Origin of the sequence: Streptomyces sp. PA03-3a, from assembly GCF_033792735.1 — a bacterium.
Taxonomy (GTDB): domain Bacteria; phylum Actinomycetota; class Actinomycetes; order Streptomycetales; family Streptomycetaceae; genus Actinacidiphila.
In genome coordinates this window covers 1-20,836 of sequence record NZ_JARAVM010000060.1, presented here as the reverse complement: position 1 = coordinate 20,836, position 20,836 = coordinate 1, and the positions used below count along the sequence as shown (strand labels likewise).

The window sequence follows — 20,836 nt, the reverse complement described above, 5'->3', positions numbered from 1 at the left end:
GAGAGAGTAAGTGGCGTTGCCGCCAGCCGCTTACATTTCTAGCATCATCTATTTACGCCGTAAAGCCCTTGCTAGATAGCCCCTTACTCGTATGCTGGGGACATGAGCAGCCCCGGGAGCAGACCCACCACGCCGCGACAGGCGCCTGGACTCGCGGAGGCGGTCGTCGAACTGCTCAACTCACGCCCCCACGCCACCCCGCGGACCCCCGACACACTCACGGACGCTGCGAGCGCCGCGCCGCTGCTGCTCCTGTTCGGCCGGACAGCCGCAGCACCCCTGTCCGACGACGACGTCGCCCAGGTGCGCTCACTACGGCAGGCCCTGACCGAGGCCGTCCACCTGCCGGGCACCGAAACCGGGCACGCCGCATGGACGGAGATCAACCGGCTGGCCGCCACCACGGGCTTCCACCACGCCTTCGACGGCGACGGAAGCGTCGACCAGCACCAAGTCTCCGGATCCCCCGCCGCGGGCGCCGTCATCCGCGCGATCGCCGCCCTCGTCGCCGGCGGCCAGTTCTCCCGCGTCCGGATCTGCGCCCACCCGGACTGCCAGCACGCCTTCTACGACGCCACACGCAGCGGCAACCAGCGATGGCACTCCTACGAAGTGTGCGGAAACCGGGCCAACGTCGCCGCGCACCGAACCCGCGCCAAATACGGGTCTGTCCAACGAACGGTGTAACTCGGGTTGTGTGGGTTATCGGCGGCCGAGGGAGAGTCGGCAGCGCTCCGAACGCTGGGGCGACCGGAACGAAGCACCCTTCACCGCATCCAGCGGGTCGCACGTTTCGGTGTGGCAGACACCTCTGCACGGATCCACCCCGTTCTGATCATCCGGCAGACTCGGAGCGAGACCCCTGTGACGTGGAGCCCGGCCAGGTGGAGGGCCGTGGTCTCGCGTAGCGGTGGCCGCGCCACCTGACCCACCCACACCGCTTGCCGGCCTTGTGTGCGGCCGGAGCGCAACAGGGTCCTCAACGACGTTCTGCTCGCCGTCCGTTGCGTGAGCGCCGTCGGCCGCGTCGGGGAGCATCGCAGATGGTAGGTGCGCCCGCGAGGAAGTGACCGCCGGTGCAGCGGCATTGCTGCACCGGCGGGTCTGTTCGCGGACGTGGGCCCTGCTGTGGTGCATGGCATCCTGTGATGGGCACCAGCCCCTGATCGACGCGGGGGCGGGCTTCCTCCCAGATGTACTGCGCAGGACACCTTGAGCCGTGTGCAGGTGCGCTCCAGGGTTCGGCGCCCTGCCGCAGTGGTACAACTGCCCTACGGCTATGACTCCTGAGGGGACGTCAGGTGACGTAGGAGGCGCCAGCCCGGCGGTCACTCCGTGCGCAGGCCGTCCGGGCGCATCATCCGCAACAGCGCCGGCATGGCCAGCAGGGTGACCGCGGGGATCACCGCGCCGCCTACCGCTGTCATCTCGCCGACGCTTGCCCAGTCGGGATGGAACGGCGTGTGCACCATCTTCAGCAGGGCGGCGCCCAAGCCGAGGCCGCCGACCACGGCGACGGTGAGCCCCAGGAAGACGGGGACAGCCGTTTGCCAGAGCACGGACAGGGCGAGCACGGATCGCCGGGTGCCGAAGGCGACCAGGATGGCCAGCAGCTTCCGGCGCTCGCGCAGTTGCTCCAGTGTGGAGACCAGCAGGCTCACGGCAATCAGGACCAGGGTGAGCGTGGCGCCGATGAACAGGCCGCGGCGGATGTCCTTGAATCTGTCGGACACCACGGTGGCCGTGAACTGATCGACCACGATGGAGGGGTCGATGAGCGCGGCGGTGTTGCGGGCGCGCTCGACCGCGTCCTGGGATCCCGGGTCGAGGATCAGCGAGAGCCGGACCTTGGGCCTGGGCAGGTTCGCTACGTCCAAGGCGGCCGGGGTCGCCAGGATGCCCCACTCCATGCTTCCGTCCGGCGCGACACGGTGCTGCACCGAGCGGGCGTCGGCCGGGATACGCCAGGGCTGTGGCGTGCCGGTATAGCGGTCCGGACCGGGCATGTTGAGGTCGAGCGTGGCGCCGGGCTTGAAGAGGGGGGAGTCGCCGACCTCCATCATGAAGACGTCACCGTCAGCGCAGTTTGCTCCGACATTGGCGATTTCGCGGATCGCGGAGCAGTCCGCCAGGAAGAGGGGGATGGACTGGAGTTGGTCGAGGGACTTGAGTGTCGAGGCGTTTCCCTGGGCGGCCTCGCCCTGGACGATGCCGATCACCGAGCGGACACCTGGGGTGTCGACGAAGGCCTTCGTCACCTGCTGCGCCTGCGCCCCGCTGTCGACCCTGTACTGGATGCCCAGCTGGGCGCGGCTCGGGTCCTGGCCGGTCGGCGTGGTGAAGTCGCCTTGGATCCCGGTGAACAGGGTTTGCAGGGCGATCGCGCCCGCAACGGCGACGGTGACACCACTGACCATACGGGCGGCGACGCTGCTGTGGAGCTGCATGCGGCGGGTGGCCAGCTGCCAGGGCAGCGAGCCGCCGCGGAAGCGGCCGACGACCCATTCGACGAGCCACGGCAGCACGGCGGTGAGACCCACCAGCAGCAGGACCACACCGAGGGTCACCTGGTAGGGGTTGACCCCGGCGTCCTCCTGGGAAACGGTTCCGAAGAGCGGGGCCAGCAGCCCGATACCGGCCAGCGGGATCAGCAGCCGCCACCACAGCCGGCGTCGGCGCGCCGCGGCGTTGCGTACGACGCCGAGCGGCTCGATGGCGATGCCGCGCATCGCCATCAGGGTCACCGCGACCGCCGCGGAGGGCACCGCGATCGCCACCAGGGCGGCCAGGACCGGAGCAGGCCTGATGTCGGAAGGGAACGCGCTGAGGTCGTACACCGTCACACCGCGCGCGAAGTGCCGGGCGAGCAGGAAGAAGCCCGTACCCACGACGAGTCCGAGCAGTGAGCCGAACAGCGCCTCGCCGGCCGCGACCCGCCGGGTCATCCGGCTGTCCGCGCCGACCAGACGCAGTGCGGCCAGTCTGCGGTCGCGGCGCTCGCCGCCGAAGCGGACGGCGGTGCCGATGAGGACGCCGACCGGCACCAGCAGCACCACGATGCCGAAGATGAGCAGCAGGGTCAGCACACCGCCCAACGGTTCGCTCGGCCCTCGTTCCCGTCCGAAGTCGGGAATGCGGGTGGCGTTGCCGGTCTTGCCGTCCGCGGATCGTGCGACGAGCTTGTCGCTGCCCGCGTAGTAGGCCATCTCGGCGGACCCGACCAGGCCCTGGTCGCCGATGGTGCCGGTGATCCGGTAGTTCAGGCGTTCGCGCAGCAGTTCGCTGCCTGGCTTGTCGAGCAGGCGCTTGAGGGCGGGGGAGACCACCATCTCACCGGGTGCCGGCATCGTCTTGACGCCCGGCGGCAGCGAGGGCCGGTCGCCGTCCGCCTTGAGCAGCAGACCGCGGATGTCCGCCCCGCCAAAAGTAGTGTCGGCTTGCGCGAACAGTACGGTGCTGGCGGTTCGCTTGGGTTGGGCCCCGTTCCAGGAGTAGTCCCGGTCGTATCCCCGCTGGTCGCGGGCGCTGATCATGGCCGGGACGGAGGCGGCCAGCAGCAGGAGTGTGACGCCGAGGCCGACGCCGATGGCGGTCAGTACGGTGCGGGTCCAGCCCTCGCGGCCACCGTTCGCCCCGAAGCGCATGCCGAGGCCGAGGTCGCGGATCCAGGTCCGGAAGGTGCCGCCGGTCCCTGCTTGCTCGAGGGCGCTCATGCGGCGCGCTCCATGTCCCGTGACGTGCCGTCGCGGACGACGACTTCGCGGTCGGAGTAGGCGGCGACGCGTGCTTCGTGGGTGACCAGGACGACGGCGGCGTTGGTGTCGCGGGCGGCGTCGGTGAGCAGGCGCATCACACGCTCGCCGTTGAGCGAGTCCAGGGCGCCGGTCGGCTCGTCGGCGAAGACCACCCGCGGGCCGGTGACCAGCGCGCGGGCCACCGCGACGCGCTGGCCCTGGCCGCCGGAGACCTCGCCGGGCCGCTTGCCGGTGAGGTCGTCGACCTCCAGCCGGGCCATCCACTCCGTGGCGCGGGTCTCCGCCTCCTTGCGCTTGACGCCGTTGAGCCGCAGCGGCAGCGCCACGTTCTCCACACAGGTCAGCTCGGGCACGAGCTGGCCGAACTGGAAGACGAAGCCGAACTCGCCGCGGCGCAGCGCGCTGCGCTCGGCGTCGCTCATCGCGGTCAGCTCCCGTCCCTGGTACAGCACCTGGCCGGAGTCCGGCCGGACGATGCCGGCCAGGCAGTGCAGCAGCGTCGACTTGCCGGAGCCGGACGGCCCCATCACGGCGACGACCTCACCGGCGCGTATCGCGAAGGCGGTGCCGTCCAGGGCGGGGGTCGGGCCGTACGCCTTGTGCAGGTCGACGGCCTCCAGCAGCAGGTCCGTGGTGTTCATGCGATCGCCTCCGCGAGTCGGTCCAGTCGTGCCGTGGTCAGTTCCAGCCACCGCAGGTCCGCCTCGAGGTGGAACAGCGCGTGGTCGCAGACCAACTGGGCCGCGAGGTCGCCGTCGCGCTTGCGCACGGTCAGCTCCCGCATCAGGCGCAGGTGCTCCGAGCGCTGGGTGTCGAGCAGGTCGGCGGCGCTGCGACCGGTCAGCAGCGCGAGGACGACCTTGGTGTAGAGGGTGCTCTGCAGGTAGGGCTCGGGCTTCTCCGGTTCCGCGAGCCACTTGCCGACGTCGGTGATGCCTGCGTCGGTGATCGCGTACCGCTTGCGCTCCGGGCCGCCGCCGGCCTCGATGCCGTCGACCTCGACGAGCCCGTTCTTCAGCAGCCGCGCCATGGTCGAGTAGACCTGACCGTAGTGCAGCGGGCGGTCGTGGCCGAACTTGTGGTCGAATTCCCGTTTCAGGTCGTAGCCGTGGCGGGGGCCGGACTCCAGGAGCCCGAGCAGGGTGTGGCCGATGCTCATGCGAAGGGCTCTACACGAGGCGTATACACGCAGTGTATAGATCTTGTGCATAGTGACGAGGGTGTGACACAACCGTCTCCGACCTGCGCTGATCGGGCGTTCCCCTCCAGGCCGCTACGTGGCTGCCGGGATGGGCGGAGTTGCGGTGCCGAGTCGTTCCCCACCGTGAGCAGTGTGCACGGGGTTTTGGTGGTTACGGGGGTTTTAGGCGTGTTGTCGTCGTGGTGAGTCCGGTTTCGGCGAGGCAGCCGTCGATGAGGTCGCTGCGGTACTGGATCTTTCGGAGGCCGCGGCGAAGTGCGCGGATGAGGTGCTCGGGGTCGGCGAATGCGGTGTTGGCCTGGCAGCTGCGTCGCAGCAGTGACCAGATGCCCGCGACCGGGTTCAGGTCGGGTGCGTAGGGCGGCAGGTAGTGGACCGTGAGCCAGTCCTGGCTGTCGATGAAGGCCCGCATGCGAGCGTCCTTGTGCCCGTTCAGGTTGTCCCAGATGAGAACGATCGGGCCAGCGAGCTGCCGGTGTGCTGTGATGAACAGGTCGCGGTAGTCGGTCCAGGCGAAGCTGCGCCGGCCGCCGCGTTTGTGGTCCTCGTGCCGTCTGGGCCGGTAGATCAGGCAGGAGCGTTCTCCTGGCTTGTAGCAGGTCAGCGCGGCGATGGAGAAGCGGCGCTGGGAGCGTCCACGGACGCCATCGAGTCGGTCAACGCGCGCATCCACAAAGCCGTCCGCGCCCGCGGGCACTTCCCGAACGAGGCCGCCGCGCTGAAGTGCGTCTACATGGCCGTCATGAGCCTGGACCCCACCGGCTCCGGCCGCAAACGCTGGACCATGCGCTGGAAGCCAGCCCTGCAAGCCTTCGACATCGCCTTCGACGGCCCACTCACCGCCGGCCACCGATAACCCACACCACCCGAGTTACACCGCTCGATGGACAGACCCGCGGATCCGCCTGCCGCGACACCGCCGGCCGGAGGCTTACGGCGCCCCCTGGCAGGCCGATGGCTCAACCTGCCGGCCCTGACCACGCTCACCGCATTCGACTCCGCCACCGACCCCTGCCAGTGCACCCCGCCCATGGCCGCTGACCAGGACTACTTACCACCCGTCATGCCAGCTCTCACCGAGACAGAAGTTGCCTACCGCCTGCACTCCGCCACGGCCCATCCGCACCTTGCCGCCCATCTCGCCACCGCTATCTTCACCGCAACCTCCACCACCCAGCTCGACACCGCCCACCTCCACGACCTCGCCCCCGACGCCTCCACCCTCACCCTCCACGACGACGGACTACACCAGGGCTGCATGACCCACCACGTCCCCACCTGGGCACGCTCCCTACTGCTCGCCGCCGCATTCACCTGGCGCATCGCCTCCGGCACCATCGGGCCGCTGTTCACCGACCCGCTGGGCAGCACCGGCCTGCCCTATCTGACACGCTTCGCCGAAAGCTGCAAGCTCCGCCCACCCCAGCCACCCCGCCCCAAACGACGCAAAGGCTCACGCCGCCCGGCGAAGCAGCAAGAGACGATCTGGCCGTTCAGCCCTGCCCACTACGCCCTGTCCTGGGCCATGCGAGAACCCGACCTCATGCAGGGCTGCCCCCACCCGCCACCCCACACGCGGCGCACCATCGCCGCATACAAAAAGGGATGGCCACCGCCGGACTACGGACCGCGCCCGATACGCCCACTGGGCCGCTGAACTCCCTACCTCCAGCCGTACCGCTGGCCCCTTCTCTGATGGAGCCCGCGAACCGGTACCCCCTTCCCCAGCGTCACGACCGGCGCTACGACGCGGCCCTCCACCGCGCAGGCCTAGCCTCAGCGGCAGCGGTACCTTTACCTACCATTTGCGAGGGGTCCGCCACGCTGGCAACGCCACCTACCTCGCCGAGTTGGCATCCGGTACCGCCCTCAAGCTCGTCCGTGACCACAGCAACAGGGCGGATCCGAACGCCTTCCAAGTCCGGCATCAAGGCGTGTTCCTCGGATGGGTCGCTCGGGAGATTGCCCGCCCGTTTGCCCTCGCCCTCGACGACGACTCCGCTCCGCTCGTGTTCACGCAGCTGAGAACCGGCCCCCGTTCCCTGCACTTCAGAACGGAACCGACCAACTTTCCCTCCACGACACGATCAGCTTGACCATCACGCTTGCCTCGGAATGACCGTTCGCGGCGCCCGGCCTGGTCGTCGTGCTGGCCCAAAGACTGTGCTGGCGACGCGTGCGATCATGTTGGTCGCTGGCGTGGAAGGGGAGGTGTGGGATGGCGGGGGTATGGGTGACGGTGTGTCTGCCGGCCGAGGCGGCGGATGACGTCCAGGGGGCGCTTGCTCGGGCTGTCGCGCCTTTCTACATCGACACGGACGACAATCCCGTGGAGCGTGGCATGTGGGACACGCGCCGTATCCAGGGCGGTAGTGACGGTCTGGGTTTCGCGGTCGCCCCCGGCTACGAGGGCGACCCGCGACTCATCCATGACGACCCCGGGCATGACGGCGGGCTACGTCCGAGCGTTCCGGGCGTGTGTGCCGGGGGACCGCGGGCCCTGCTGGACTTCTCCCAGCCGCACCTCGCGTCCGAGCGCGCTGCCGCCGCGTCCTGGGACTTGTGGCACAGCCTGGTCGCCCTTCACCCGCCGGCCGCTTCCCTGGCGAGTTTCGTGGAGCGCTGGCGGAACGATCCTCAGGCATTTCCGGGTGACCGGTGGGGGGACGAGATGCTCGCCGCCTACCGGGCCCAGCCGCTGATCGCGGCATACCTGGACCACCCCTTCAGCCTCCGGATGGGCTTTCTGGCCTTTTTCGGACACGACGATCCGGAAGAACACCCTGTCATCGGCTACCAGGGAACGCGCGCCGAGTACATCGGTCGCTTCACCTCCCCGGATCCGATGGAGACGGACGTGCTCACCGTGGACGGCTGGTGGCTGGAAGGCGGCAGTTACGTCGTCCACGCCTCGTGCCACCCGGACCATTGCCCTCATGACCGTCCGGAACCTGTGTGGCCGGGTAGCGAGGCGTACCTCGCAGGCCTTCCCGGGGACACGATCCTCGTCCGGCTCCGCTGCCACGCCTGACCCGCGCGCGGTCGAACCTGCGGCCACTGATCCTGCCGGTGATCCGTGTCGCCGCCGCCGACCATGAGGCGTGGGTGCGTACTTGGGTCGCTATCGCCCTGGATCGCTTCCCCCGGCCGGAGGCGTGCCCCGATCTGGGGACGGTGACGGTCCTTGAACGGCTCGACCAGGGCCCGGACGCGTATGTGCGCGAGGAGGCGCTTGCAGCCCTCCAGCGGCTGCGCGGAGCGGGCGGCGGGCGCCACCAGTTGGCCAAGCGCCAGGCTGCCGGCTGAGTGGCGCGCGTCGCCTACGGGTAGGCGGTCTTTCCTTGCGGCGCACCGGGCCGGAATCTAGCCTGCACGGATGCAGGCAGAGCCACACGGCACGATGCACGGCTGGATCTGGCGTGTGAATCTGCTGCCGTTCGTCGAGACGATTGCTGAGCTTATCCGGTGCAGGGTCGATGACGGCGCGCTCACCGCCAGCATCGAGCGCTCTGACGCCGACGACGACAGCTGGTTCACGTTCGTCCTGGACGGGCAGCCCCGTGTCGAGATGCGCTTCGCGCGCACTCGCACGGATGACACGGTGCTGGGCGACGTGGAGTTGAACGGCATCGACGAGCCACTCGAGATCAGGATTGCTCTGTTGCTGGACGTCTGCAACCGATACCGACTGAGACCCGAGGCCGGTTGATCTAAGCCCAACGTCCACGCTCAGCACTCCTGCTGCGGGAGCAACCCCAGGGCCACACCGTTGATGGCTCATCACACGATTCGCGGCCGTAGCGCCAGTGCCTGGACGGAGTTCGCCCGCCGGGTCCAGCGTTGCAGCACGGCGGCACGCTCGTCCTCGCTGGGGCTGAGCACCTGGGTCATGGATGATGGCGTGGTGTTGGTCCATGTGGAAGCAGCAGGGCAGGGTCCGTCGGGGTCTGTGTGGGTACGGGCGCGTTCCCGGATCGGCACCGTGGTGGCGCTGTGGAAGGGCGAACCGGTAGACGTGGGCGGTCAGCACCGTGTCGAGTGGACCGGCGATGAGGACATCGCGTGGCAGGTCAACACCTGGCCGGCCTTCACCGCCGCGCCCGAGCCGAGCAGTGAGGGCGACCAGATCACCTTTCGCGGCCAACTCGACCTGACCGAGGACGGAGCGGCTTTCCTCAACATGGGAGAGGTAGCGATTCTGTTCGACCTCGCGGACCCGCCACCGCCTCGGGACGCGGACGCCACGTGGGTGGACGTCCGCGTCGCTCGGGACAGCGTCACCCTGTGGCCCTACCACCTGTGACAACACCCTTCCGGGGCGCCCAGCGGTCAGTGATCACGGCGGCGCGGGTTTCGGCACGTGACGGGCGGGCTGCCCGGCCACGGGCCAAACGCCTGCACAGCACGGGGCACGCCTGTCCAGGTTGCGGATCCGCCCCCATCTCCGGCACTCCCGGCCCCACCACCCACTGACCCGGGAGAATGCCTCGTATGAGTACCGCCACCCCCGCCTCTGCTGTCCCTGACCTCGCTGCTGGGTCGGCTGTGCTGCGTCCTGATCAGCAGGCGGGTCTGGATCGTGCGGTGCGGCATCTGCATCGTCCGGGCACGCGGGGCTTGTACGTCTCCGCGTGCGGTACGGGTAAAACCCTGGTCGGCATCCGCCTGGCCGACAGCCTGGGGTCGCGGTTGACGCTGGTGGTGGTGCCGACGCTGGATCTGATTGCGCAGACCGCGCTGGCCTGGCGGAGGGACGGCCGGGCCGAGGCGATGGTGGCGGTGTGTTCGATGGACACCCGGGCCCACCCAGGTCTGGCGGAGGCGAATGTCGGCTCGACCGGGGATGCCGCCGGCCTGGCGGTGGTGCTGTCGGCGGTCGGCACCGGTGTCCTGAACGCGGTGACGGTGTTCTGTACCTACGACTCTCTGGACAAGATCGAGGCGGCGCAGCGCACCGGCCGCGCGGTGCCGCCGTTCGATCTGGCGATCATGGACGAGGCGCACCGTATCGCCGGCCGTGCGGACAAGAAATGGGCGGCCGTCAACGACAACGCCCGCATCAAGGCCGACCGCCGCCTCTACATGACCGCCTTTCCACGCATTTTTGGCGGTCCGGATCTGGCGGAGTCCGCGGACGTACGCCGCCCGCGCCGCCGACGGCTGGCCGAGCCGGATGTGGATGCGTCGGCGAATTCCATGGACTCCGAGCCGGTCTACGGCAAGAAGATCTTCGAGTATCCGCTCGCTCAGGCGGTCGCCGACGGGGTGCTGGCGGATTACCGGGTGATCGTGCCGACCATCAGCGACGAGGAGCTCCGCACTCGCCTGAACCTGCCCACCACGGCCGGGGGAGGGGATGCGCTGCGCACCACTGCCCTGCACCTGGCGGTGCTGAAGACCATGGCCGAGCACGGCCTGAAGCGGGTCCTGGTGTATTTCCAGCTCGTCGCTGACGCGAAGAGGTTCACGCGCGAGCTCGGCCACACCCTGCGCCTGCTGCGCACCACCGCCCCTAAGCTGTGCCCGGACCTCGACCCGCTGACGCTGTACGTCGATGGCGACCACACCCCCGCGGAGCGTGCCGAGGTCTTCGCCCGTTTCGCCCAGGCCCCGTGCGCGATCATGACGAACGCCAAGGTCGTCGCGGAGGGCGTCGACATCCCCAGCGTCGACGCGGTCGTCTTCGCCGATGTCTCCCGCAGCGTCATCCGTGTCGTCCAGGCCCTCGGCCGCGCCCTGCGCCAGCCCGCCCAGGCGGGCAAGGTCGCCAGCCTGATCATCCCCGCCTACATCCCACCGGCCGCGGACCCGGCCGACATCCTCGGAACGGCCTACGAGCCGGTCTGGGCGATTGCCACTGCGCTGGCCAGCCACGACCACCGCATCGCCGAGCGTCTCCCGAACAAGACCAGCCGCCTCCCGCAGGAGACCCGCGAGCTGATCGCGCACCGCTGGCACTTCGACTTCACCGTCCAGCCCGAACGCATCGCCCGCGCCATGGACCTGGTCTCCTTCGACCCCCGCGCCGCCGAATCCCGCCCCCGCCGCGAAGGTCTCGCCTCCGCCCAGGCCTTCCACGACGACCACGGCCACCTCGACGTCCCCGCCGACTACACCGACCCCACCGGCTACAACCTCGGCGCCTTCATCACCGGCATGCGCGACGCCCGCCGCACCGGCCGCCTCAACCCCCACGACCCCGCCGACGCCGCCTGGATCACCGAACTCGACGCCCTCGACATGATCTGGGACAAACACGACGCCGCCTGGCGCGCCCAGCTCACCACCGCCGCCGACTACCACGCCGCGCACGGCCATCTGGCCATCCCCGTCACCGCCCCCGGTGGCGCCTTCCTCGCCGAACAGCGCTCGCTGGCCGCCAACGGCCGGCTCGACCCGGTCCGCGCCGCCGACCTCGACGCCATCGACCCCCACTGGCGGCTGCCCCACGGCCCCGACTGGCACCGCAAATACCACCTGCTCCGCGCCCACCTCGCCGCCGGCCACAACCCCGGCGACCTCCACTCCGACATCGTCATCGGCACGGTAAAGATCGGCCGCTGGCTCCACCGCCAGCTCACCACCTTTACCACCCTCGACCCCGGCCAGCAGGAGCTCCTGACCGGCCTCGGCCTGACGCCGGCCACCAACCCCCTCAAGGCCCCTTCCAGGGCCCGCCGGACCTTCGCCCAGACCGTCCAGCTCTTGGAGCTGTTCATCGTCCGGGAAGGCCGGCCCCCCACCGCCCGCGAGGAGATCCTCGTCGACGGCGACACCGTCAAGATCGGCCCTTGGCTTGCCAAGGCCCGCACTAAGCACCGCGCCGGACAGCTCCCCGCCGACCACGCCACCCTGATCGCCTCACTGTTCGACGGCGACTGGACCGACGACACGACCCCCGTCATCAAGTTCGCCTGAGGGGTGTTCACGAATGGGGCGGGCCAGGCGGGACAGAGGCGGTTGGACATCGCTTCCCAGTTAGCCGAAGATCGTTTCCCGCGGCTGGGGCGGCCACTCGATAGGAGTGGAGTCGGGGCGGCCACGCAAGGCAGAGTGGGACGGTGAGTGAACTGTGGGCCCGTACCTTGACGTGGGCAGACGTGGATCCGGCTCGACATCCGTTCGAGATGGACGAGGTTGCGGCGGAGGAATTGGTGGGCCTTGTTGCGCCCTTGCTGCCCAGCGCTGATGTCGCTCGTGAGGATCGCTGGCGTGCGCTGCATCCCGTCACCGAGTTTCTGGTGGGCCGGTACGGCCGATGGGCTTGCGGATGGAACTGGTCGGTCGGTGAGGGTGACGTCGACGGAGGCGTCGTCGAGGTGTGGTGCTGTTCATCCGACTCCGTGACGACCCCGGATGGGACTGCCCCGCTGGTTGTTGCGGCCCTTCAGGAATGGCGTGGCTGGCTGAAGGACCTGGCGGAACGGTTCGCGGACCTGGCTCCGCCGGAGAACACCCCGGTGACTGAGACGGATCACTGGTACTGGGAGCGAGCATGCACCCGCCTGGTCACCGTAGTGGCTGACCGCACCCAGGCCGAGAGCGGCTGGTACGGGCACTGCATGCAAGTCCTCCGATGGTTCCTCGCCTACAGCGGCATCGACGAGGGCCGGGCCGAGGAGATCGTCGAGAACGCGGTAGGCGGCCGGTTCGGCAGTTGGATCGCGCCTGACGTCCGGTGGTCGACGCTGTGAGCTCGCGGTTCGCCAGAGGCGTGGGCGAAATCAGATGACTTTCGGGCCCGGCCAACCGAAGGACAGCCTCGCCGACTGGCTGCGCATCCGGGCGGAGATCTCCTGGCCATCCTGGCGCGGCGCATCCCCCGCCTCTGGGCCACCGGCCCGCGACGGCTTCCGCGACTTCTTCATGGCGATGCGAGGCGGCCGGGACAGCGAGGGAACCGCCCGGGTCCTGACCGCCCTCGACGTGGCCTTCGCCGACGCGGAGCAGTGCAGGACGCTGACCTTCGCCCTCGTGGCGAAGTGGCAACGGACCGTGCTGGGCCGCGACCTCGTCGGTTTCCGCATGATGCCAGCCTTCGCGAAGGGCGGACGGGAGCGCTACGGCCTCGCCCCCGACACACAGGCACGATTCGAGCGCTGTCTCTCCGAGAGCGCTCAACCGAATCTGCCCCTCCCCTCACGCGCCGCCCGGACCTACCTCGACATCCTCTTCTTCCATCCGTTCGAGGACGGCAACGCCCGCGCGGCCATGCTGGCGTTGGCCTTCATCCTGGCACGCGAAGGCGTCCTCCTCGACCAGGTGCATCCGCTTCAGACCACCCGCTGGGCCGACGACGCCGAAGGCGCGGCCGATCTGGCCGTGCTGCTCGAAATCCTGATCACCGCGGCGGAAAGCCGTCTGTCCCACGGGAGGCCGACATGAACGAACGCGACGTCCTGCTCAACGAACTCGTGCAAGAGCTGCGCCCGATGTCAGAGGGCATCGAATGGTTCGACGGCCTCAGCCAGGAAGAGCAGTCCGAGGTACTGCTGCTCCTGCGCCATCACTGCGTCCAGGCGCGCGTCGTCGCCCAGGACGCGACGGAGAGCATCCGTCGTGCCGGGCTGCGCCCGACGCATACGCCCGCAGTGCTGATCTCACGAGGCCGGATCGACGACACCACCCTCGTCACTCAGTTCGAACAACCGTCCGACTGATTCACGCGCCGGTGAGGGCCTGTCGGTTGATGGGGATCTTCGATTCCCCTGGGCCGCTCTCATTCGCCACTTGGTTGCTTACTCAACAAGCGTGATCATGTCGGTATGACTCAACCTGGCCGGTCCCGGCAGCCGCTCCAGCCCGATCCCGAGCTGTACCCCGATGTTGCAGCCGCGGGGAGTCTCCGTGCAGCGCTGGCCCAGTGCGCCGCCGAAAACAACCTGAACGTTGGTGAGGTTCGGTCCTCGTCTGACGGTTCGTCGCTCATCCACGCAGGGATCACCAGCCGCAACCCACGGCTGGACCGATTCAGCGTGGACCTCGGATCCGCGCAGCGGGTGTTCCTCATCGCCGCGTGGGGTCAAGGCGTGAATCTCACCAACGGCTCCACCAGCGACCTCACTGAGCTCGCCGAAGCGGCAGCGGCCTGGCACGCAGGCGTCACGCTGGCCGAACTGCAGACCGCGGCACCGTTCCTGCAAGTCAGCGCCCTCGCTTCGGCCCACGAACGCGGTCCTGAGTATGCCGTGGCAGAGAAGTGGCGTCGGTACCTGACACCGGACCTCTACGAGGACCTGGAAATGCTCCGTGCAGCGCACGCCGAGCCCAGGCTGAGGACGCTCTTTCCTTTCACCAGCCACGGGGCGCTGATGTTCAGCAGATGCACCGGGTTCCCATTCTCCCAGGACGTCTCGGCGATCTACCCGCTCGGTGACCGCCGCTATGCGGTCCATCACCGCGGCGAGCCATTCTCGCGCGAACCCGGCTACACCGCCCAGGAAGCCGCAGCGGTGGTCGTCGCCCGCATGCCGGAGATCTGGGGGCCGACGGTCGCAGGGACCCAGCACGACCTGCGTGACCATGAGAGCCATTGACCTCACAACCGAACGCTGCAGACTGGGAAATCAATACGAGCAGATCTGTCCCCCCTGAGCGGGGGGTGGGGAATTTCAAAGAGTGAGCTTTTTCAGCGGGGCCACCGATCGGGTGACGGCCGCCTGGTCGGAGATCGGTGCAGAACGGACGAGGCTCCTCGGCGGTTGAGCGAGATGTCTGACGTCTCAACTCTGCAGCCGGGGAGCCTCGTTGGTTACGTATCCTGCCGCACTGGACCTGCCTCACGCGCTGGTTGAGTGGGTGACGATGCTGATCGTCACCCGGGAGGGTGACCGACGCTGCAAGCTCCGGCCCTCGCAGCGGGCCCTGGTCGCGCTGGTGTATCTGCGCAAGCACGACACGCTCGCGCAGATTGCGGCCGGATTCCGGATCAGCGTGGGCACCGCCCACGCCTACGTGCACGCGGTCATCGACCTCCTGGCCCACCGCGCGCCGGGCTTGACCCGCGCCCTGCGCGAGACGGACACGGAGTACGTACTGGTGGACGGCACGCTCGCCGAGTGCGACCGGGTCGGCGACGGCCGCGCCGACTACTCCGGCAAGCACCGCCGCCACGGTGTGAACCTGCAGGTCATCACCGGCCCGCAGGGGGAGATCGTGTGGATCTCCCGGGCTCTTCCGGGCCGCACTCACGACCTGACCGCGGCCCGCATCCATCGCATCGTGGCCACCTGCGTCCGCCTCGGCATCCCTGCTCTGGCCGACCTGGCCTACCTCGGCGCCGGCGGCACCTTCGCCACGCCGACCAGACGCCCGCCCCGCAAGGAGCTCACCGCCCGGCAAAGATCGCTGAACCGGGCGCACGCCCGACTTCGGTATCCCGTCGAACGCGGCATGGCCACCCTCAAACGCTCGCGCATCTTCCGTCACGCCCGCTGCAGCCCCTACCGCCTGTCGTCAGCAGCGAAAGCCATCCTCACCCTGGAGAGGCAACGCTGAAAAAGCTCACTGTCTGACCCACAACCTCACGCATCGCCGCTAGCCATCGGTTAGTTCAAGAATCAATCGAACCGTGGACACCTGCCCCATCGCTTGTGCCCCGACCTTCCAGCGTGGCCAAGTCCGCAGCAGCGGAGCGTGCCTCGGCGGCACCAATGCGGTGATAAATGCTTATAGCTTCCCGGAGGTGGTCAAAGGCACTTCCCCTCGCGTCGGCTTGTGCTTCGCAGTGGGCGATGCCCTCTAGCGCCCGAGCCTCTTCCAGAGCGTCTCCCACCCGACGCGCGAGATTCAGAGCCTGCCGGTACCGGGCAAGGCTCTCCTGTGGCTGGGCGGAGGCAGCCAGCAGTGCGCCGATACCGTTCAGGGCCTCAGCCTCACCAGGGAGGTTGCCGAGGGTGCGGTGGAGTTCAAGGGCCTGCTCCAGCAGGTCGGCCGCCGCCGGGAAATCACCAGTCAGCCGCCGCACTGCCGCGAGCTCTGCCAGGGCGTACGCCTCGCCGATGCGGGTGCCCAGGGCGCGGTGGAGTTCCAGGGCTTGCTCCAGCAGGTCGGCCGCCGCCGGGAAATCACCAGTGAGCCGCCGCACCACTCCCAAGTTCCCCAGAGTGGAAGCCTCGCCAAAACGTTTGCCGAGGGTGCGGTGGAGTTCCAGGGCTTGCTCGAGAAGGTCTGCCGCCGCCCGATAGTCCCCAGTCAGCCGCCGCACCACTCCCAACTTTCCCAAGGTCTCAGCCTCACCGTGCCGGTCGCCGAGGGTGCGGTGGAGTTCCAGGGCCTGCGCGAGCAGGTCTGCCGCCGCCCGATAGTCACCAGTCGACCGCCGCACCACTCCCAGGTTCGCCAAGGTCTCAGCCTCACCGTGGCGGACGCCGAGGGCGCGGTGGAGTTCCAGGGCTTGCTCCAGCAGGTTGAGCGCCGCCGGGAAGTCACCAGTCAGATGCTTCATCCTGCCGAGTTCCGCCAGGGCGTGCGTCTCACCCTCCTGGTCGCCGTGGAATCGGTAATGCGTCAGGGCTTGTTCCAGCAGATCGGCCGCCGCCGGGTAGTCACCAGTCAGCCGCCGCACTGCCGCGAGTTCTGCCAGGGCGTACGCCTCGCCGATGCGGGTGCCCAGGGCGCGGTGGAGTTCCAGGGCTTGCTCCAGCAGGTCGGCCGCCGCCGGGAAGTCACCAATCAGCCGCCGTATCACGCCGAGCTCTGCCAGGGTCTCAGCCTCACCACGTTGGTCGCCGAGGGCGCGGTAAAGGGTTAGGGCCTGCTGGAGCGATTCGACCGCAGCCGGATAGTCGTCGATTAGCCGCCGTGCCACCCCGTGCCCTCTTAGGGCCTCGGCCTCACCGTGGCGGTCGCCGTGGTGGCGTGCGGAAGTAGCGGCGAGTTGCTGCAGCGTGATGGCAAACTGCCAGGGACCTTCGCGCGTGAGGAAGGTGATCACTGCCGTGACCAATCGGTTGACTCGGCGATGCTGGCCCTGTGCAGCGGCGTACCTGACGCAGGCGAGAATGTTGGGACTTTCGGTGCGCAGCCAGTTCAGGGATTGCGCAGAGTTGGTCAGCTTGGGTGTGTACGAATCCCTCGGTTTACGGGACAGGCTGAGCCGTTCGTTGATTGTCGCCCTTTTGCTCTGGCGTGGGGCGGAGCCGGTGACGTGTTGGTCAGCGGTTTCGGCGACGTGCTGGTAGTAGTTCAGTAGCCGTTCCATGGCGTGCTCGCGGTCCTTGGCGGGGTCCTGTTGCGCCAGAGTTTGTGCGTAGGCACGTACCAGGTCGTGGAAGCGGTAACGGCCAGGGGCGGGCTCGTCGATGAGGTGGTCGGCGCAAAGCGCCTGCAGGTGGCGGCGGGCTTGCGGCAAGGGTATGTGATTGATTGCAGTAGCGGCGTAAATGTCAATGTCCGAGCCGGGGTGTAGACCGAGGCGTCGAAATAGGCGCTGCTGATCATCGGACAGGTCGCGGTACGAGAGATCGAAGGCGGCGGCCACCGCGCGGTCGCCCGCTGCGAGTTCGCTCAACTGGTCCTGTAGGTCGGAGAAGGCAGCGGTGAACTGGGCAATGTTCCAGGCAGGGTGGTGGGCCAGTCGGCTGGCGAGTAGAGAGATCGCCAACGGCAGGTAACCGCACAACCGGACTGCCTCGGATATTGCTCCGGCGTCGGCCCCAGTTGCGTTGCGGCGGGCGAGTCGGCTGAACAGCAACTCAGCTTCTGCCGGAGGCAGTGTGTTCAGGGGCAGCGGTACGGCGTTATCAACAGCGACCAAGCGCCGGCGACTGGTGACCAGGACCAGGCATCCGTCGTACGCAGGTAACAGGGGCTCGATCTGGGCATGGGTGGCTGCATCGTCCAGGACCAGCAGCACCTTTTTGCCCGCGAGATGGTCACGCCAGAGCGCAGCACGTTCATCGAGCCCATCGGGGATTTGCTGTGGGGCGATGCCCCGCGAGGCAAGGAGAGCGGCAAGGACGTCCGAAGGGTCGGCGGGGTCCTGGCCGGGGGTGTGACTGTGCAGGTCGACGAACAACTGTCCGTCCGGAAAGCGGGAGGCGAGCAAGTGGGCGGCGCGGGTAGCCAGAGCGGTTTTGCCCACCCCGGGCATACCGTCGATGGTGTGGATGGCCAGGACCTGGGCCGGTCCGGCCGCAGCCAGGATCCGGTCCAGTTCGGCCTGGCGACCCGTGAACGCGGCGACATCGCGCGGTAGAGTCCGCGTCACTACCAGAGCCGTTGGCGCCGCGTGGTAGTGGTTCTCCTGCTTGGCGTGGTCACCGACCACGAACGCTGCCGAGCCATTGAAGGTGCTACTGGAAACGCCTTTAGGGGTGTGCGGAGTGGGGGTGGTCACGTGCCTATCCGAACGTGTTGTTCTGCGTGTTGTGATCTCCGACCTGCAGTGCCGTCGGTCCGTTGAAGGTATTGCCGGATATTACTCCGGAGTTGCCGGGGGGCGAGTATTGCTCGACTATGGCGCGCAGTTGGGCTGCCGACTGCTCCTGTTCGGCTCCACCTGCTGCTTCCAGCACCATGTGAATCCGGGTCTGCCAAGACACCTCTTCACGGATCCGTATCCGTTCTGCTTGTGCCGGGTCGCCGGACTGCAAGGCGGCAGCAGTCCGATTCAGGCGCTCAAGCTCTGTCTGTTCGCGTCCGCTGTCGTCCCGGCTGAACCAGCGCGCTACTGCCTGACGCAACCCGGCCCACGCGTCTGTCCCTGCCGCCTGCACAACGGCACTGCCGCCAGCAGCAGCCAGCGCGGTCAACGCCTGCTCCAGCATCCCCTGCCCCCGATCGCTGCCCTGCCAACACGGTAGCGACGTCAGCTGCATAAATCCTTAAGAACTGCTCGGCCGCCTCGCCGACCTCAAGCGCCAGGCCACCCACCACCTGGCCGTCCTCGACGACGACGAAACCGTCATCGAAGATGCCGTCCGTGCAATCGCGGAACCGTGATAGTGAACCGTTCCGGGTTCGGTACAAGGCCACGTAGTTAAGGCTTGTCGGCGCAGGTCAAGAGGGCTTTGAAGACCCTGGCGTGAGGCGAGGGGACCCCTGGTATATCTCGGGAGTCCGCCAAGACATCTCAAGGTTCAGAGGTCCCCTTGCCGTTCCGGTATTCCACCGCGCCCGCTTCGGAGGGACCGGGTCCTGTGGCCGATGCGTTCACCGCCGGCCACTTGGGCGAGCTGACGAGATACGTCCCGTTTGACCTGGTCGATGCGGTGCTGGCGGAGACCGGTCGTGTCCAGAAACGGTTGCGGTTACTTCCCTCGCGAGTCGGGGCCTACTTCCTGCTGGCGCTCGGACTGTTTCCCCACCTGGGGTATGTGCGCGTGTGGGGCATGCTGACCAGTGCGCTTCCCGATGCGGCACGGGTTTCGGAGAAGGCTCTGCGGGATCTGCGCCACCGGATCGGTGTCCCGCGTCAAGTAACTGGCAGGTTTTCGGGTTCGGGAAAGTTGGGGACGAGAAAGTCGGCGGCGCCGGTGTGGACGTCGTGGGGGCGGTTCCAGGCGAGTGCCTCGTGCGGGGCGGACGGTGTTGTACTCGGTCCGGTAGTCCTCGGCGTGGCGGACCAGGTCGAGGGCGTCGGGGTATCTCCTCGAGAAACAGCTTCTCGTACTTCAGCGAGCCGAAGCCGCGCTCGCGTGAGCCGTTCTGCCCCGGCGTTCGGACCCGGGTGCGGACGTGCCGCAGCTCGGGGCGGGTGGCGATGAACGCCTCGAACCGGAACGAGCGGAACGGTCCGCCGTTGTCGGTGACGATCGTGACCAGCGGTTGCACCGCGCCGTCGGCGTCCCGTGGGGCAAGCTGTGCCAGCGGCCTGCTGGCCAGCCGCGCAGCTTCTGCCAGGGCAAGCTCGACGGCGGCGATCGCGTCGTGCTGGTTTGCGGTGGGCGAGATGTGCCAGCCCAGTTCGTACTTCGACCAGTAATCGCGGCAGCCGGCCAGCCGCCAGGTGCCGCCGGCGGTGGTCTCGAACTCGGAGAAGTCCAGCTGCCAGACCTGGTTCGGGCCGATCGGCTCGCTGGCGAACGCCGCCTTGCGCCGCGCCGCGAGCTGCCGACGTTCGCGCTGGTAGTTCGCCTCCAGCAGCAGACCCTCGTCGCGCAGCAGCCGTAGCACGGTGGCCTGCGAGACCCGATGGCCGTCCCATCGGCACATCGCCCACACCTTGCGATGCCCCCACGCCGGATGCGCGAGGGCGTGCCGACGGGCGGTGTCCCGGACCTGCTCGCGGGCCGGACGCGGCCACGCCCCCCGCGGCTCGGCATCGCGGCGGGCACGGGCCTGATGGCGGCGCCAGGTCCGCTCGGGCACGCCGATCAGACGGCAGAACCTCGCGGTCGGCATGCCCGCATCGACGCGGATCACCTCGAGGTCCTCGAAGGGCCCGGCCGGCCCTCCGCGGACTTCTTCCACACCCGCAACTCGACCGCGGCCTCGCCCAGCGCCTGCGTCAAGTCGGCGACTTGGGCCTCGAGCTGCTGTTCACGGCTGCTCGGGCCGGACCTCCCCGCCGCCAGCCCGGCCCGGCCGGACTCCAGGAACTGGCGCTTCCAGTTCCCGACCGACTGCTCGGACACCTTCGCCCGCCGCGCGGCCTCGGCAACGGTCATCTCACCGGCCAGGATCGACAGCACGATCCGGACCTTCTCCTCCGGCGGCACCGCCGGCGGTCTCACCATGATCGATCAGACTCCTTCACGGGACAGGACCCGCAAGAAACGAGCCCTGCCACAAAGTCTGACGCGCGACAAACGCGCCGTGCACCCTGCTGGGAGTGACGGCTAGGTGTATTGCCCCGTGAGGTTAGGAACGCGGCTGGCGGGTGGTTGGCCCTTCAGCGCGGTGTGTCCGCGGTGGTGATTGTAGGTGTGCAGCCAGG

Annotated in this window: 20 protein-coding genes and 3 pseudogenes; 16 read left to right on the top strand and 7 right to left on the bottom strand. The window is 68.4% G+C overall.

What is annotated here, in order from left to right; genetic code table 11:
- Positions 1-102: 102 nt before the first annotated feature.
- The gene (locus tag PV342_RS38635; protein WP_500320839.1) at positions 103-687 is read left to right on the top strand and encodes a CGNR zinc finger domain-containing protein; all 585 of its coding nucleotides are present in this window, start codon (positions 103-105) and stop codon (positions 685-687) included.
- 641 nt (positions 688-1,328) lie between these two features.
- Here the strand turns inward: PV342_RS38635 and PV342_RS38630 are convergent.
- The 4 genes and pseudogenes from PV342_RS38630 to PV342_RS38615 all read right to left on the bottom strand — a co-directional run.
- Entirely contained in the window at positions 1,329-3,713 is a 2,385-nt protein-coding gene (locus PV342_RS38630; protein WP_500320837.1) for an ABC transporter permease, read from the bottom strand.
- Positions 3,710-4,396, bottom strand: coding sequence for an ABC transporter ATP-binding protein (locus tag PV342_RS38625; RefSeq protein ID WP_500320835.1), 687 nt, complete (start codon positions 4,394-4,396; stop codon positions 3,710-3,712). Before PV342_RS38625 ends, PV342_RS38630 begins: the two co-directional genes overlap by 4 nt.
- Positions 4,393-4,914, bottom strand: a complete 522-nt coding sequence (locus tag PV342_RS38620; protein ID WP_500320833.1) for a PadR family transcriptional regulator — start codon at positions 4,912-4,914, stop codon at positions 4,393-4,395. The genes PV342_RS38625 and PV342_RS38620 overlap by 4 nt, the downstream gene beginning before the upstream one ends.
- A gap of 193 nt (positions 4,915-5,107) precedes the next feature.
- A pseudogene (locus PV342_RS38615) lies at positions 5,108-5,599 on the bottom strand (transposase); the annotation flags it as partial.
- Here PV342_RS38615 and PV342_RS38610 point away from each other — a divergent pair.
- From PV342_RS38610 to PV342_RS38550, 13 genes and pseudogenes are all read left to right on the top strand, one after another.
- Positions 5,591-5,812: pseudogene (locus tag PV342_RS38610) on the top strand (transposase); the annotation flags it as partial. The pseudogenes PV342_RS38615 and PV342_RS38610 sit on opposite strands and share 9 nt — an antisense overlap.
- 207 nt (positions 5,813-6,019) lie before the next feature.
- Entirely contained in the window at positions 6,020-6,613 is a 594-nt protein-coding gene (locus PV342_RS38605) for a hypothetical protein (protein ID WP_500320831.1), read from the top strand.
- A 142-nt stretch (positions 6,614-6,755) separates the two neighbouring features.
- Positions 6,756-7,052: pseudogene (locus PV342_RS38600) on the top strand (HIRAN domain-containing protein); the annotation flags it as partial.
- 122 nt (positions 7,053-7,174) lie between these two features.
- Positions 7,175-7,987 carry a hypothetical protein gene (locus tag PV342_RS38595; RefSeq protein WP_500320829.1) on the top strand — a complete coding sequence of 271 codons (813 nt, stop codon included), beginning with the start codon at positions 7,175-7,177 and terminating at the stop codon, positions 7,985-7,987.
- Between the two features lie 38 nt (positions 7,988-8,025).
- Positions 8,026-8,262, top strand: a complete 237-nt coding sequence (locus PV342_RS38590; protein ID WP_500320828.1) for a HEAT repeat domain-containing protein — start codon at positions 8,026-8,028, stop codon at positions 8,260-8,262.
- A gap of 70 nt (positions 8,263-8,332) precedes the next feature.
- On the top strand, positions 8,333-8,665 hold the full coding sequence (locus PV342_RS38585; protein ID WP_500320826.1) for a hypothetical protein: 333 nt from the start codon (positions 8,333-8,335) through the stop codon (positions 8,663-8,665).
- 180 nt (positions 8,666-8,845) lie between these two features.
- Positions 8,846-9,259, top strand: coding sequence for a hypothetical protein (locus PV342_RS38580; protein ID WP_500320824.1), 414 nt, complete (start codon positions 8,846-8,848; stop codon positions 9,257-9,259).
- Between the two features lie 179 nt (positions 9,260-9,438).
- On the top strand, positions 9,439-11,874 hold the full coding sequence (locus PV342_RS38575; RefSeq protein ID WP_500320822.1) for a helicase associated domain-containing protein: 2,436 nt from the start codon (positions 9,439-9,441) through the stop codon (positions 11,872-11,874).
- Positions 11,875-12,017: 143 nt separating this feature from the next.
- A complete protein-coding gene (locus PV342_RS38570) occupies positions 12,018-12,650 on the top strand; it encodes a hypothetical protein (RefSeq protein ID WP_500320820.1) in 633 nt (210 codons plus the stop codon).
- A gap of 34 nt (positions 12,651-12,684) precedes the next feature.
- Entirely contained in the window at positions 12,685-13,341 is a 657-nt protein-coding gene (locus PV342_RS38565) for a Fic family protein (protein WP_500320818.1), read from the top strand.
- Entirely contained in the window at positions 13,338-13,616 is a 279-nt protein-coding gene (locus PV342_RS38560; RefSeq protein ID WP_500320816.1) for a DUF5958 family protein, read from the top strand. Before PV342_RS38565 ends, PV342_RS38560 begins: the two co-directional genes overlap by 4 nt.
- A gap of 105 nt (positions 13,617-13,721) precedes the next feature.
- The gene (locus PV342_RS38555) at positions 13,722-14,492 is read left to right on the top strand and encodes a DUF6193 family natural product biosynthesis protein (RefSeq protein ID WP_500320814.1); all 771 of its coding nucleotides are present in this window, start codon (positions 13,722-13,724) and stop codon (positions 14,490-14,492) included.
- Positions 14,493-14,703: 211 nt separating this feature from the next.
- A complete protein-coding gene (locus PV342_RS38550) occupies positions 14,704-15,453 on the top strand; it encodes a transposase family protein (RefSeq protein ID WP_500320813.1) in 750 nt (249 codons plus the stop codon).
- 55 nt (positions 15,454-15,508) lie between these two features.
- Here PV342_RS38550 and PV342_RS38545 read toward each other — a convergent pair whose 3' ends face one another.
- Together PV342_RS38545 and PV342_RS38540 are read right to left on the bottom strand one after the other, a co-directional pair.
- Positions 15,509-18,295, bottom strand: a complete 2,787-nt coding sequence (locus PV342_RS38545) for a tetratricopeptide repeat protein (RefSeq protein ID WP_500320812.1) — start codon at positions 18,293-18,295, stop codon at positions 15,509-15,511.
- 4 nt (positions 18,296-18,299) lie between these two features.
- Positions 18,300-18,725: a hypothetical protein gene (locus PV342_RS38540; protein ID WP_500320811.1), complete on the bottom strand. Its 426-nt coding sequence runs from the start codon at positions 18,723-18,725 to the stop codon at positions 18,300-18,302.
- Between the two features lie 372 nt (positions 18,726-19,097).
- Here PV342_RS38540 and PV342_RS38535 point away from each other — a divergent pair, with 372 nt between their 5' ends.
- Together PV342_RS38535 and PV342_RS38530 are read left to right on the top strand one after the other, a co-directional pair.
- Positions 19,098-19,664, top strand: a complete 567-nt coding sequence (locus PV342_RS38535; RefSeq protein ID WP_500320810.1) for a transposase domain-containing protein — start codon at positions 19,098-19,100, stop codon at positions 19,662-19,664.
- Positions 19,636-20,070 (top strand): hypothetical protein, encoded by a 435-nt coding sequence (locus tag PV342_RS38530; RefSeq protein ID WP_500320809.1) that lies wholly within the window; start codon positions 19,636-19,638, stop codon positions 20,068-20,070. The genes PV342_RS38535 and PV342_RS38530 overlap by 29 nt, the downstream gene beginning before the upstream one ends.
- 248 nt (positions 20,071-20,318) lie before the next feature.
- On the opposite strand, the gene PV342_RS38525 is transcribed toward PV342_RS38530, so the two are convergent.
- Positions 20,319-20,636 (bottom strand): helix-turn-helix domain-containing protein, encoded by a 318-nt coding sequence (locus PV342_RS38525; protein WP_326578341.1) that lies wholly within the window; start codon positions 20,634-20,636, stop codon positions 20,319-20,321.
- Positions 20,637-20,836 lie beyond the last annotated feature (200 nt).

Coding starts and splice junctions, on each gene's coding strand:
- PV342_RS38565 (WP_500320818.1), top strand. CDS start 12,685: ATGACTTTCGGGCCCGGCCAACCGAAGGACAGCCTCGCCGACTGGCTG.
- PV342_RS38620 (WP_500320833.1), bottom strand. CDS start 4,914: ATGAGCATCGGCCACACCCTGCTCGGGCTCCTGGAGTCCGGCCCCCGC.
- PV342_RS38555 (WP_500320814.1), top strand. CDS start 13,722: ATGACTCAACCTGGCCGGTCCCGGCAGCCGCTCCAGCCCGATCCCGAG.
- PV342_RS38605 (WP_500320831.1), top strand. CDS start 6,020: ATGCCAGCTCTCACCGAGACAGAAGTTGCCTACCGCCTGCACTCCGCC.
- PV342_RS38540 (WP_500320811.1), bottom strand. CDS start 18,725: ATGCTGGAGCAGGCGTTGACCGCGCTGGCTGCTGCTGGCGGCAGTGCC.
- PV342_RS38625 (WP_500320835.1), bottom strand. CDS start 4,396: ATGAACACCACGGACCTGCTGCTGGAGGCCGTCGACCTGCACAAGGCG.
- PV342_RS38585 (WP_500320826.1), top strand. CDS start 8,333: ATGCAGGCAGAGCCACACGGCACGATGCACGGCTGGATCTGGCGTGTG.
- PV342_RS38560 (WP_500320816.1), top strand. CDS start 13,338: ATGAACGAACGCGACGTCCTGCTCAACGAACTCGTGCAAGAGCTGCGC.
- PV342_RS38635 (WP_500320839.1), top strand. CDS start 103: ATGAGCAGCCCCGGGAGCAGACCCACCACGCCGCGACAGGCGCCTGGA.
- PV342_RS38630 (WP_500320837.1), bottom strand. CDS start 3,713: ATGAGCGCCCTCGAGCAAGCAGGGACCGGCGGCACCTTCCGGACCTGG.
- PV342_RS38580 (WP_500320824.1), top strand. CDS start 8,846: ATGGATGATGGCGTGGTGTTGGTCCATGTGGAAGCAGCAGGGCAGGGT.
- PV342_RS38595 (WP_500320829.1), top strand. CDS start 7,175: ATGGCGGGGGTATGGGTGACGGTGTGTCTGCCGGCCGAGGCGGCGGAT.
- PV342_RS38525 (WP_326578341.1), bottom strand. CDS start 20,636: ATGGTGAGACCGCCGGCGGTGCCGCCGGAGGAGAAGGTCCGGATCGTG.
- PV342_RS38575 (WP_500320822.1), top strand. CDS start 9,439: ATGCCTCGTATGAGTACCGCCACCCCCGCCTCTGCTGTCCCTGACCTC.